Annotated in this window: 11 protein-coding genes and 1 riboswitch; of the genes, 8 read left to right on the forward strand and 3 right to left on the reverse strand. The window is 69.6% G+C overall.

Features of this window, described 5'->3' with window-relative positions:
- Positions 1-5: 5 nt before the first annotated feature.
- From glyA to gcvT, 3 genes are all read right to left on the reverse strand, one after another.
- The gene (glyA, locus tag ACFYZE_RS26075) at positions 6-1,268 is read right to left on the reverse strand and encodes a serine hydroxymethyltransferase (RefSeq protein WP_388998729.1); all 1,263 of its coding nucleotides are present in this window, start codon (positions 1,266-1,268) and stop codon (positions 6-8) included.
- Positions 1,269-1,283: 15 nt separating this feature from the next.
- A complete protein-coding gene (gcvH, locus tag ACFYZE_RS26080) occupies positions 1,284-1,661 on the reverse strand; it encodes a glycine cleavage system protein GcvH (protein WP_103837998.1) in 378 nt (125 codons plus the stop codon).
- Positions 1,662-1,770: 109 nt separating this feature from the next.
- The gene (gene gcvT, locus ACFYZE_RS26085; RefSeq protein WP_388998732.1) at positions 1,771-2,889 is read right to left on the reverse strand and encodes a glycine cleavage system aminomethyltransferase GcvT; all 1,119 of its coding nucleotides are present in this window, start codon (positions 2,887-2,889) and stop codon (positions 1,771-1,773) included.
- 184 nt (positions 2,890-3,073) lie between these two features.
- Positions 3,074-3,184: riboswitch (glycine riboswitch) on the reverse strand.
- Positions 3,185-3,399: 215 nt separating this feature from the next.
- On the opposite strand from gcvT, the gene ACFYZE_RS26090 reads away from it, so the two are divergent.
- The 8 genes from ACFYZE_RS26090 to ACFYZE_RS26125 all read left to right on the forward strand — a co-directional run bounded on the left by ACFYZE_RS26090 (position 3,400) and on the right by ACFYZE_RS26125 (position 12,808).
- Positions 3,400-4,092, forward strand: a complete 693-nt coding sequence (locus ACFYZE_RS26090; RefSeq protein WP_388998973.1) for an AAA family ATPase — start codon at positions 3,400-3,402, stop codon at positions 4,090-4,092.
- 66 nt (positions 4,093-4,158) lie between these two features.
- Positions 4,159-4,950 carry an enhanced serine sensitivity protein SseB gene (locus ACFYZE_RS26095; protein ID WP_388998735.1) on the forward strand — a complete coding sequence of 264 codons (792 nt, stop codon included), beginning with the start codon at positions 4,159-4,161 and terminating at the stop codon, positions 4,948-4,950.
- A gap of 215 nt (positions 4,951-5,165) precedes the next feature.
- Positions 5,166-5,960: an enhanced serine sensitivity protein SseB C-terminal domain-containing protein gene (locus ACFYZE_RS26100; RefSeq protein WP_388998738.1), complete on the forward strand. Its 795-nt coding sequence runs from the start codon at positions 5,166-5,168 to the stop codon at positions 5,958-5,960.
- A gap of 322 nt (positions 5,961-6,282) precedes the next feature.
- On the forward strand, positions 6,283-7,290 hold the full coding sequence (locus ACFYZE_RS26105) for an ABC transporter permease (RefSeq protein WP_388998741.1): 1,008 nt from the start codon (positions 6,283-6,285) through the stop codon (positions 7,288-7,290).
- Positions 7,291-7,359: 69 nt separating this feature from the next.
- The gene (locus ACFYZE_RS26110; protein ID WP_388998745.1) at positions 7,360-9,150 is read left to right on the forward strand and encodes an ABC transporter substrate-binding protein; all 1,791 of its coding nucleotides are present in this window, start codon (positions 7,360-7,362) and stop codon (positions 9,148-9,150) included.
- Positions 9,151-9,261: 111 nt separating this feature from the next.
- Positions 9,262-10,260, forward strand: a complete 999-nt coding sequence (locus ACFYZE_RS26115) for an ABC transporter permease (RefSeq protein WP_103838005.1) — start codon at positions 9,262-9,264, stop codon at positions 10,258-10,260.
- On the forward strand, positions 10,257-11,354 hold the full coding sequence (locus tag ACFYZE_RS26120) for an ABC transporter ATP-binding protein (protein ID WP_388998748.1): 1,098 nt from the start codon (positions 10,257-10,259) through the stop codon (positions 11,352-11,354). Before ACFYZE_RS26115 ends, ACFYZE_RS26120 begins: the two co-directional genes overlap by 4 nt.
- Before the next feature lie 23 nt (positions 11,355-11,377).
- A complete protein-coding gene (locus ACFYZE_RS26125; protein WP_388998751.1) occupies positions 11,378-12,808 on the forward strand; it encodes an ABC transporter ATP-binding protein in 1,431 nt (476 codons plus the stop codon).
- The last annotated feature ends 9 nt before the right edge of the window (positions 12,809-12,817 follow it).

Genomic DNA, 12,817 nt, shown 5'->3' on the forward strand with positions numbered 1-12,817 from the left:
GGGACTCACTTGTTCAGACCCGGGTACAGCGGGTGCTTTTCTGCCAGGGCCTTCACCCGGGCCTTGAGCGCCTCCGCGTCGTAGGACGGCTTCAGCGTCTCGGCGATCACGTCGGCGACCTCGGCGAAGTCCTCGGCCGTGAAGCCGCGCGTCGCGAGGGCGGGCGTGCCGATCCGCAGGCCGGACGTGACCATCGGGGGGCGCGGGTCGTTCGGGACCGCGTTGCGGTTGACCGTGATGCCGACCTCGTGCAGGCGGTCCTCGGCCTGCTGCCCGTCCAGCTCCGACTCGCGCAGGTCGACCAGGATCAGGTGCACGTCCGTGCCGCCGGTCAGGACGTTCACTCCGGCCTCGCGCGCGTCGGCCGCCGTCAGCCGCTCGGCGAGGAGCTTCGCGCCCTCCACCGTACGACGCTGGCGCTCCCGGAACTCCTCCGACGCGGCGACCTTGAAGGAGACCGCCTTGGCCGCGATCACGTGCTCCAGGGGGCCGCCCTGGAAGCCCGGGAAGACGGACGAGTTCAGCTTCTTCGCGAAGTCCTTCTTCGCGAGGATGATGCCGCCGCGGGGACCGCCGAGGGTCTTGTGGGTCGTGGAGGTGACCACGTCCGCGTACTCGACCGGGTTCGGGTGGAGACCGGCGGCGACCAGGCCCGCGAAGTGCGCCATGTCGACCCACAGGTACGCCTCGACCTCGTCCGCGATCCGGCGGAAGGCGGCGAAGTCCAGCTGCCGCGGGTACGCCGACCAGCCGGCGATGATCACCTTCGGGCGGTGCTCCTTGGCCAGCCGCTCGACCTCGGCCATGTCGACCAGGCCGATCTCGTCCACGTGGTAGGCGACCACGTGGAACTGCTTGCCCGAGAAGTTCAGCCGCATCCCGTGGGTCAGGTGGCCGCCGTGCGCCAGGTCCAGGCCGAGGATGGTGTCGCCGGGCTGGGCCAGCGCGAACAGGGCGGCCTGGTTGGCGGAGGCGCCGGAGTGGGGCTGCACATTGGCGTACTCCGCGTCGAACAGCTCCTTGAGCCGGTCGATGGCGATCTGCTCGGTGACGTCGACGTGCTCGCAGCCGCCGTAGTAGCGGCGGCCCGGGTAGCCCTCGGCGTACTTGTTGGTGAGGACCGAGCCCTGCGCCTCCATGACCGCCAGCGGGGCGAAGTTCTCGGAGGCGATCATCTCGAGGGTGGACTGCTGGCGGTGCAGCTCGGCGTCGACCGCTGCGGCGACCTCCGGGTCGAGCTCGTGCAGGGACGTGTTCAGAAGGGTCATCTGCGGGTGCGCTCCTCAGCCGGCGATGTGGGCGTCGTACTCGTCGGCGGACAGCAGGTCGGCCGGCTCCTCGGACACGCGCACCTTGAACAGCCAGCCGCCCTCGAAGGGCTCGGAGTTCACCAGCGACGGGTCGTTGACCACGTCCTCGTTGACCTCCGTGATCTCGCCGGTGACCGGGGAGTACAGGTCGCTGACCGACTTGGTCGACTCCAGCTCGCCGCAGGTCTCGCCCGCGGTCACCGTGTCACCGACCTCCGGGAGCTGGACGAACACGACATCGCCGAGCGCGTTCGCCGCGTGCTCCGTGATGCCGACCGTCGCGACGCCGTCCTCGGCGTCCGACAGCCACTCGTGCTCCTTGCTGTAGCGCAGCTGCTGGGGGTTGCTCATGGCCTGAATTCTCCTGTACGCGGGGGAGTGGTGGTGAAGGGAGTACTGCTGGAGGCGTGCGTGAGCACGGCGGAGGTGCGCGGGATCACGTCACCCGTCCGCCGAGTGCCTACTTCTGGCGCTTGTAGAACGGCAGCGCCACGACCTCGTGCGGCTCGTGGCTGCCCCGGATGTCCACCCCGACCCCGGGCGTGCCCGGCGCCGAGTGCGCGGCGTCGACGTACGCCATCGCGATCGGCCTGCCCAGCGTGGGGGAGGGCGCCCCGGAGGTGACCTCGCCGATCACCTCGCCGCCCGCGACGACCGGGTACCCGGCCCGCGGCACGCGGCGGCCCTCGGCGACCAGGCCGACGAGGACGCGCGGCGGGTTCTCCTCGGCACGGGAGGCGGCATCCTCCAGCGCGGCACGCCCCACGAAGTCGCCCTCCTTCTCGAACTTCACCACCCGGCCGAGCCCGGCGTCGAAGGGCGTCAACGAGGTGGTCAGCTCGTGCCCGTACAGCGGCATGCCCGCTTCCAGGCGCAGCGTGTCCCGGCAGGAGAGCCCACAGGGGGCCAGACCGACGGGGGCGCCCGCCTCGGTCAGCGCCTGCCACAGCTTCTCGGCGTGCTCGGGCGCGACGAACAGCTCGAAGCCGTCCTCGCCGGTGTAGCCGGTGCGCGCGATGAGGGCGGGAACGCCCGCGACCGTGCCGGGCAGGCCCGCGTAGTACTTCAGGCCGTCGAGATCGGCGTCGGTGAGCGACTTCAGGATGCCGGGGGACTCGGGGCCCTGGACGGCGATCAGGGCGTAGGCGTCCCGGTCGTCGCGGACCGCGGCGGCGAAGCCCGCGGCACGCTCGGTCAGCGCGTCCAGCACCACCTGGGCGTTGGAGGCGTTGGCGACGACCATGTACTCGTTCTCGGCCAGCCGGTAGACGATCAGGTCGTCCAGGATGCCGCCGTCCTCCTGGCAGATCATGGTGTAGCGGGCGCGGCCCACGCGGACGGAGGCGATGTCGCCGACCAGCGCGTGGTTGAGGAACCGGTCCGCCTCGGGCCCGGTCACCGTGATCTCGCCCATGTGCGAGAGGTCGAACAGCCCCGCCCTGGTACGGACCGCGACGTGCTCGTCGCGCTCGGAGCCGTACCTGAGGGGCATGTCCCAGCCGGCGAAGTCGGTCATCGTCGCGCCGAGCGAACGATGCAGGGCATCGAGCGCGGTGCGGCGCAGGGGGCTACTGCTCATCGGTTGTGCTCCCAGGGCGTGGGTCCCCGCGCGCGAGCGAATTCGAGCGTGGGGAAGGGCGAGGTCGGTCCTCCCCATCTGTCATCGGAACCTGAGAGGTTCGCCATGAACGCCCGCACGGCGGGTCGTCACGGCTTGCACCTTGGGTGGAGCCACCGACAAGCGGCCCACTTTCCAGATGTGCCTCGCCCGCGCGGTATCGGGGCCTGAGAGATTCAAGGGAGGGACTTGCTCCTTCGGCGCCCGGGCCCACGTACGTACCCGTACGTCCCCGGAACTCTCCCGCGCGGATTCAAGCGGCCGGTATGCAGTTGGCGGGCACATCATTGCACGCCTCGCCCGATCGTGGCAGGCCGCGTGGGCAACCGGCCCGGGGCCGCCTCCGCGACCGGCTTCCGGACGCATCTGTGACCGGGTTGTGGCAGTACGCGAACGCCACGGGGAGATACCGTCCATTACCTTCTCTTTACATTCGGCGGGGATGGGACTTCCTGACCGCAAGGGAGGACGATCACGGTGAACAGGACGACGGCGTACGCCATGACCACGGGCATCGCGGTGCCCCGGCAGCCCGGAGTCCCGGCCCGGGAGGCCGGCGCGCCGGTGCCGGCGCCGGTGGTCCGCGACCTGCGCGACCGAGGGGGCCGCAGCCCGTACGGGCTCACCTTCGGCGCCCGCGACCTCGTCGTGGTCACCGGCCTTCCCGGCAGCGGCAAGTCCACGCTCATGCGGCGCACGGTGCGCGGCGCCCGCGTCGACTCCCAGGACACCCGCGACCGCTGGGACGCCCGCCTGGCCCGCTTCCTGCCGTACGGGATCTACCGCCCCCTGGTCCGCCTCGCGCACTACGCCGGCCTGCGCCGGGCCCTGCGCGCCGACAGCGGAGTGGTCGTGCACGACTGCGGTACCCAGACCTGGGTGCGCACCTGGCTGGCCCGCGAGGCCCGGCGCCGTGGCGGCACGCTCCATCTGCTCCTGCTCGACGTCACCCCCGACACGGCCCTGGACGGCCAGCGCGAGAGGGGCCGAGGGGTCTCCCGCTACGCCTTCCTGCGCCACCGCCGCGCCACCCGCCATCTGCTGCGCGCCGTCGAACGGGGCCGGCTCCCGGAGGGCTGCGGCTCGGCGGTCCTGCTCGACCGGGACGCGGCGGACGTGCTGCGCCGGATCGACTTCGCGGACCGGGCGGAAGGGGCGGAATGAATCGCGGTGCCCGCGCACCCGTTAGCCTTTTCGCCACACCAGTGGTACTCGGCAGGCGGTAGGCAGATGGACATCCCGGCGGACCTTCCCGCGGACTTCCCGGCACAGTCGCACCCCCATCCGCACGGCGGATGGCCGGGCAACGAGCTGGAGGAGGTGCTGTCCGCCTCGCTCGGCATCCCCTCGGCGGGCGGCCGGATCGTCGAGGTGCTCGGGCGCAGCTACCTGTGGGTGCCGCTGCCGAACGGCGGCGGCCCGCACAGCGGGCCCCTCGACCTGCCCACGCTGGAGATCGAGGGCCAGGCGTACGTCCCGGTGTTCAGCTCGGAGGAGCAGTTCCGCCACGCCGCCGGCGGCCATATGTCGTACACCGTCGCGCCCGCCGCCGAGTTCGCCCGCGGGCTGCCCCCACAGGTCGGCATCGCGGTCAACCCGGGCGGCGTGGTCGGCATACCCCTGCCTCCGGAGGCGGTGGCCGAGCTGTGCCGCGTGGGACGCACCCCGCTGGACGGCCCCACGACCGGCGGTCGCGTCCGCCTCTTCGAACCGGACTGGCAGGACGACCCGGTGGACTTCCTCGCCGCCGCGTCCGCCGAGTTCACGGCGACCGGTGTGGTCCTCACGGCACGCCGCTGCCTCGCCGCCATCGAGACGGCGGACCCGGTGCTGTTCATCGGCGTGGAGCTCTCCCAGTGGGAGGGCGACCTGCGCACCCTCCCCATGGACGCCCTGGGCCGCGCCCTGGCCGAGGTCGCGGTCGAGTGGCCGGTCAACCTGGTCCTCCTGGACGTGGCCCAGGACCCGGTGGCCGACTGGATGAGAGAGAAGGTCCGGCCGTTCTACCAGCAGGGGTACTGAGCAGGGCGCTCCCTCAGGGGCGCCCCCTCAGGGGCGCGGGGAACTGCGCGCCCAGCCACGAACGAGCCGCACCCGCCGGCCGGCAGCAGACCCCGAGCTCCTGGGTACCCCGCGGCCGGTGGCAGCCACACCGCACCGGCTGTCAGCGGACCCGCCTAACCTGGTTTCATATGCGCAGCACATCGTCAGCGAAGGGGCGGTAAAGGGTGAGCGGGGTGAGCGCGAGCGGCACCGCGGCCGGCCAGGTCGAACACATGCTGCGCCAGGTGACGCCCGGGCGCTACGACGCCTACGAGGCGCTCCTGCGCGCGCTCGCGACCCCCTCCACCGGCAGGGTCTGGATGCTGCTGTGGCACGGCCAGGCAGGTTCGCCCGACGCCCAGTACGCCACCATGGAGGTGGACGGCCACGGCTACGCGCCCTGCGTCACCTCCGCACAGGAGCTCTCGGCCAGCGGCTGGACCCGCTCCTACGAGGTGATCGACGGCGCCGACGTGGCCCGCGCCCTCTACCCGGGCCACTACGGCCTGTGGCTGAACCCGCACGCGCCCGGCGGTGGCGTCGGCATCCCCTGGCTGGACCTGCGCCGCATCGCCGCCGGTCTGGACCGCCAGCCCGCGGGCCCCCTGCGGCTGTCCGAACCGGCCATCGAGATTCCGCAGTTCTACGCCCTGCTCACCCAGAACGCCCACCGCACGCCCGCCGTGCGCTCCCTGCGTCGCGCCTGGGTGCAACCGGCCCTCGGCGCCCCCTACCTGGCGATCGGCCTGGACGTCTACGACACCTCGCCGCCCGCCGTCGACTCGGTGCGGGCGATGATGCAGCAGTCCGTCACGGCCGTCCCGGAGGGCCTTCCGGTGTCGACGGTCGCGCTGTCCGACGAGGACGACCCGGTGGCGATGTGGCTGCGCGTCAACTCCCGCCCGTTCTACGACCGAGAGGCCCACGCCACGGCACCGGCCCCCGCGGCGGGCGGTTACGGCTATCCGCCGGCGCGCGGGGCGTACTGACGTCCGTACGTCCCGGGCGGAGGGCCGAGTTCGGTACCTGGAGTCCTTCTCCGCGCGTAGATGAGGGTGGATGGTCCCTGTCTCGCGCCAAGTGTCCCAATTTGGTGGCGTCCGCACCGCGTTACCAGCTGTCCGGATAACGGATCTCCCCAGTCCGCATCACGTTTATGCATCCTTTCACTGCCAAGTCTGGTCACTGATCGCCGAAGCATTGAAGACTCCGGCTTCAAGGGGTTTCGCCCCTGTGTACGACGGACTGAGTCATGCCGCCACAGCGGCAAGTGCGGGCCGGCCACCGCCGGTTGAGAGGGGTCCCTGCCAGATGACGGCACCATTGCACGAGCCGACTGCGGAAGCGGCCCCGGGGGCGGCCGAGGAAGCAGCAGCTGCCGCCGCCGACGCGAAAGCCGTACAGGGCCGCTCCCTGGGACGGATCGCCTGGGAGCGCCTCAAGCAGGACAAGCTCGCCCTCACGGGCGGCATCGTCGTGCTCGTGCTCATCGCGGTCGCCCTGCTCGCTCCCGTGATCTCCAACCTGGTCGGGCAGGATCCCGACGCCTACCACGAGAACCTGATCGACCCGCTCTTCGGCACGCCCACGGGGTCCCTGGGCGGCATCAGCGGCGATCACCTGCTGGGTGTCGAGCCGGTCAACGGCCGCGACATCTTCGCTCGCATCCTCTACGGCGCGCGGGTCTCGCTGCTGGTCGGCTTCCTGTCCGCGTTGGTCGCCGTCATCCTCGGCACCGTCCTGGGCGTCCTGGCAGGCTTCTTCGGCGGCTGGGTCGACTCGGTCGTCAGCCGCGTCATGGACGGTCTGCTCGCCTTCCCGCAGCTGCTGTTCACCATCGCGCTGGTCTCCGTCATGCCGAACAACATGCTGGGGCTGACCGGCTCCAGCGTGCGAGTGTTCGTGATGATCCTGGTCATCGGCTTCTTCGGGTGGCCCTACATCGGACGCGTGGTTCGCGGCCAGACGCTCTCGCTGCGTGAGCGCGAGTACGTCGAGGCGGCCCGCTCCCTCGGCGCCGGGCGCCTCTACATCCTCTTCAAGGAGCTGCTGCCCAACCTCGTCGCGCCGATCATCGTGTACACGACGATGATGATCCCCACCAACATCCTCACCGAGGCGGCACTCAGCTTCCTGGGCGTGGGCGTCAAGCCGCCCACGGCCTCCTGGGGACAGATGCTTTCGAGCGCGATCGACTACTACGACTCGGATCCCATGTACATGGTGGTCCCGGGCGTGGCGATCTTCATCACCGTTCTTGCATTCAACCTCTTCGGTGACGGCGTGCGCGATGCGCTGGACCCGAAGGGCTCCCGCTGAACTGCCGTACCCCAAACTTCCCGTGGCACCTGCACGGGGTCTCTCATCAAATCCGGAGGATCCGAGATCGTGACTACCCAACGCACCTCAGGGCGGCGCAAGCAGGCCATGGCCGCTGCCGCCGTGGTCGCCGCGCTGCTGACCACGGCGGCGTGCGGCGGCGGCAACGACAACAGCGGTTCGAAGAACGGTGCGGCCGGCTTCGACGCGGCGAACAACAAGGTCGCCCAGGCCTCCGAGGTCAAGAAGGGCGGCACGCTGAAGTTCGGTGGGGCCCAGGACGCCGACTCGTGGGACACCACGCGCGGCTACTACGGCTTCGCCTGGAACTTCATGCGCTACTACAGCCGCCAGCTCGTCACGAACAAGACGGAGCCCGGTAAGGAAGGCGCCAAGCTGACCCCGGACCTCGCCACCGGGCTCGCCAAGGTCTCCGACGACGGCAAGACGTACACCTACACGCTGCGCGACGGGATCACCTGGGAGGACGGCAAGCCGATCACCTCCAAGGACGTCAAGTACGGCATCGAGCGCGTGTGGGCGCAGGACGTGCTCTCCGGCGGCCCGACCTACCTGAAGGACTTCCTGGACCCGGACGGCAAGTACCAGGGCCCGTACAAGGACACGTCCGCGGACCACCTCGGTCTGAAGGCGATCGACACGCCCGACGACAAGACGATCGTCTTCCACCTGCCCAAGGCGAACGCCGACTTCGAGGAAGTGCTCGCGCTGACCTCGGCGTCCCCGGTCCGCCAGGACAAGGACACCAAGTCCAAGTACGCGCTGCACCCGTTCTCCTCGGGCCCGTACAAGTTCCAGTCGTACAACCCGGGCAAGGACCTCACCCTGGTCCGCAACACCAACTGGAAGCAGTCCTCGGACCCGATCCGCAAGGCGTACCCGGACAAGATCACCGTCCAGTTCTTCTCCGACGCCAACCAGCTGGACCAGCGTCTGCTCAACGGTGACCTGGACCTGGACATCAACCAGACGGGCATGTCGCCCCAGGGCCGTACCACCGCCCTGAAGGAGCACAAGGCCAACCTGGACAACCCGGTCTCCGGATACATCCGCTACGCGGTCTTCCCGCAGAGCGTGAAGCCGTTCGACAACGAGCACTGCCGCAAGGCCGTCATCTACGGCGCCGACCACGTCTCCCTGCAGACCGCCCGCGGTGGCCCCGTCGCCGGTGGTGACATCGGCACCAACATGCTGCCGCCGTCCGTCCCGGGCGCCGAACACCAGAAGTACGACCCGTACGAGCTCGCCGGTGCCAACAAGAACGGCAACGCCGCCAAGGCCAAGGAAGAGCTGAAGGCCTGCGGCCAGCCGAACGGCTTCAGCACCACCATCGCCGTCCGCAACAACAAGCCGGTCGAGGTGGCCACCGCCCAGTCCCTGCAGGCGTCGCTGAAGAAGATCGGCATCAACGCCCAGATCGACCAGTTCGACGGTTCGCAGACCACCGGCATCATCGGTAGCCCCGACAACGTGAAGAAGAAGGGCTACGGCATCATCATCATGGGCTGGGGCCCGGACTTCCCGACCGTCCAGGGCTTCGGTCTGCCGCTGTGGGACAGCAAGTACATCCTGCAGAGCGGCAACAACAACTACGCCCTGATCAAGGACAAGACGATCGACGGCCTGTTCGACACCTACGTGAACACGCTGGACGACGCGAAGAAGACCGAGATCGCCACGCAGATCAACCACAAGGTCATGGAGGGCGGCTACTACCTGCCCTTCGTCTTCGAGAAGTTCATCAACTGGCGTTCCAACCGGCTGGCGAACGTGTACACGACCGACGCGTACAGCGGTCAGTACGACTTCGTCAACCTGGGCCTGAAGTCCGCGAAGTAAACCCCGGCACACCCGCCGTACGGCACGAAAGGCAGGTGAAGGCCGGCGCGGCGTGACCGCGGGCCACCGGACAACCTCCGGCGGCCCGCGGTCCGCGGCGGGCCGTTAGCTGTGCTCGCTTACCTCATCAGGCGGCTGTTCGCCGCCGCAGTGATGCTTGTGGTCATCGTCATGGTGGTCTTCGGCATCTTCTTCCTCGTCCCGAAGTGGGCGGGCGTCGACATCGCCGCGAGTTTCGTGGGCAAGCAGGCCGACCCGGCCGCCGTGGAGGCGGTGCGCGAGAAGCTGGGCCTCGGCGACCCGATCTACGTCCAGGTCTGGGAGTTCTTCAAGGGCATCTTCGCGGGCCGCACGTACGCGGCCGGCGGTGACGTCACCCACTGCGCCGCACCGTGCTTCGGCTACTCCTTCCGCAGTGAACAGGCCGTCTGGCCGGTGCTGACCGACCGCTTCCCGGTGACCCTGGGTCTCGCGCTCGGCGCCGCCGTGCTGTGGCTGATCTTCGGCATCGCGGCGGGGGTGCTCTCCGCGCTCAAGCGGGGCAGCATCTGGGACCGCGGCGCGATGGTCGTCGCCCTGGCGGGTGTGTCCCTCCCCATCTACTTCACCGGCCTGCTCAGCCTGGCGATCTTCGCCTTCGGCCTGAAGTGGATCGACGCGCAGTACGTGCCCCTCGACCAGAGCGTCGGCGGCTGGTTCGGCGGAATGATCCTGCCGTGGATCACCCTCGCGTTCCTGTACGCGGCGATGTACGCCCGGATCACCCGCGCCACCATGCTGGAGATCCTCGGCGAGGACTACATCCGCACCGCCCGCGCAAAGGGCCTGCGCGAACAGACCGTCATCGGCAAGCACGCCATGCGCTCGACGATGACGCCCATCCTGACCATGCTCGGCATGGACCTCGGCGCGCTCATCGGCGGCGCCATCCTGACCGAGTCCACGTTCAACCTGCCGGGCCTCGGCCGTGCCGTGCTCGACGCCATCAGGAACCAGGACCTGCCCATCATCCTCGGCGTCACCCTGATCACTTCCCTCGCGGTGCTCATCGCCAACCTCGTGGTGGACGTTCTGTACGCCGTGATCGACCCCCGAGTGAGGCTCTCATGAGCGAACTCAGCAAGACCGGAGCAGCCGTGAGTGAACCCACGAGTTCCTCGCCCGCGCCGACCGCCTTCCTGGAGGTGCGCGACCTCAAGGTGCACTTCCCGACCGACGACGGTCTGGTGAAGTCCGTCGACGGGCTCAGCTTCCGGCTGGAGAAGGGCAAGACCCTCGGCATCGTGGGCGAGTCGGGCTCCGGCAAGTCCGTCACCTCGCTCGGCATCATGGGCCTGCACACCACGGGCCAGTACGGCAAGCGCAAGGCGCAGATCTCCGGCGAGATCTGGCTGAACGGCACCGAGCTGCTGTCCGCCGACCCCGACCAGGTACGGAAGATGCGCGGTCGCGAGATGGCGATGATCTTCCAGGACCCGCTGTCCGCGCTGCACCCGTACTACACGATCGGCCAGCAGATCGTGGAGGCGTACCGGATCCACCACGACGTCGACAAGAAGACCGCCCGCAAGCGGGCGATCGAGATGCTCGACCGGGTGGGCATCCCGCAGCCCGACAAGCGGGTCGACAACTACCCGCACGAGTTCTCCGGCGGTATGCGCCAGCGCGCGATGATCGCGATGTCGCTGGTCAACAACCCCGAACTGCTCATCGCGGACGAGCCGACCACCGCCCTGGACGTGACCGTCCAGGCGCAGATCCTCGACCTCATGCGCGATCTGCAGAAGGAGTTCGGCTCCGCCGTCATCATCATCACCCACGACCTGGGCGTCGTCGCCGAGCTGGCCGACGACATCCTGGTGATGTACGGCGGCCGCTGCGTGGAACGCGGGCCGGCCGAGAAGGTGTTCTACGAGCCCCGCCACCCCTACACCTGGGGCCTGCTCGGCTCGATGCCGCGCCTGGACCGCGAGCAGCAGGAGCGCCTTATTCCGGTCAAGGGCTCACCGCCCTCCCTGATCAACGTCCCGTCCGGCTGCGCCTTCAACCCCCGCTGCCCGTACGCCGACGTCCCGAAGGACAACGTCACCCGCACCGTCCGGCCCGAGCTGACCGAGGTCGGCAGCCGGCACTGGGCCGCCTGCCACATGTCGCGGGAGCAGCGGGAGCGTATCTGGACCGAAGAGATTGCGCCGAAGCTGTGAGCGAGAACTCCAAGGAAGCGGCAGTGACGATTCCTGCGCAGAGCGACGGTGCCACCCTCGCCAAGGACGCCGCACCCGGCGAGACCCTGCTGAAGGTGACCGGCCTCAAGAAGCACTTCCCCATCCGCAAGGGCCTGCTGCAGCGGCAGGTCGGCGCCGTGCGCGCGGTCGACGGCCTCGACTTCGAGGTCAAGTCCGGTGAAACCCTGGGCGTCGTCGGCGAGTCCGGATGCGGCAAGTCCACCATGGGCCGGCTGATCACCAGGCTGCTCGAGCCGACCGAGGGCACCGTCGAGTTCGAGGGCAAGGACATCACGCACCTCGGCGTGAGCGGGATGCGCCCGCTGCGCCGCGATGTGCAGATGATCTTCCAGGACCCGTACTCGTCGCTGAACCCGCGCCACACCATCGGCACCATCGTCGGCGCGCCCTTCCGGCTCCAGGGCGTCACGCCCGAGGGCGGCATCAAGAAGGAAGTGCAGCGGCTGCTGTCGGTCGTGGGTCTCAACCCCGAGCACTACAACCGCTATCCGCACGAGTTCTCCGGCGGTCAGCGCCAGCGCATCGGCATCGCCCGGGCGCTCGCGCTCAACCCGAAGCTGGTCGTGGCCGACGAGCCGGTCTCCGCGCTCGACGTGTCGATCCAGGCGCAGGTCGTCAACCTGCTCGACGACCTCCAGCAGGAGCTGGGGCTGACGTATGTGATCATCGCGCACGACCTGTCGGTCGTCCGGCACGTCTCGGACCGGATCGCGGTGATGTACCTCGGCAAGATCGTCGAGCTCGCCGACCGCGACTCGCTGTACAAGGCGCCGATGCACCCGTACACCAAGGCGCTGATGTCGGCGGTGCCGATCCCGGACCCGAAGCGGAAGAACGCCAAGAGCGAGCGCATCCTGCTCAAGGGCGACGTCCCCTCGCCGATCGCCCCGCCGAGCGGATGCCGCTTCCACACGCGGTGCTGGAAGGCGACGGAGATCTGCCGGACGACCGAGCCGCAGCTGCTGGAGCTGAAGCCGGGGCAGCGGGTGGCCTGCCACCACCCGGAGAACTTCGAGGACCAGGCCCCGCAGGACACGGTGCTGCTCTCCGACGCCAAGGAGGCGGCGAAGCTGGTCGCCGACGAGGTGCTGGCGGAGTCCGCGGAGACGTCGGCGGCGGTGGCCGCGGCGGTCGAGGCGGAGGCCGAGGCCTCCGGTGCGCCGGCTGCGACCGAGGAGGCATCCGAGGTGTCCGCGGCGTCCGACGGCTCCGAGGACACGGAAGCACCCTCCGCCGAGGAGGCCTCCGAACCCGCGGGCGAGGAGTCCGCGGAGGAGCCCGCGAGCGAGGAGTCCGCGGACGAGACCTCCGACGAGGCGGACTCGGAGGAGCCCGCCGGCGAGGCGGACGCGGAGGAGCCCGCTCCCGACAAGCCCGCGGCGGCGGACCGTCAGGAGTCAACCGACAAGTAAGGCATGACA

Source organism: Streptomyces sp. NPDC001796, from assembly GCF_042892355.1.
GTDB lineage: Bacteria > Actinomycetota > Actinomycetes > Streptomycetales > Streptomycetaceae > Streptomyces.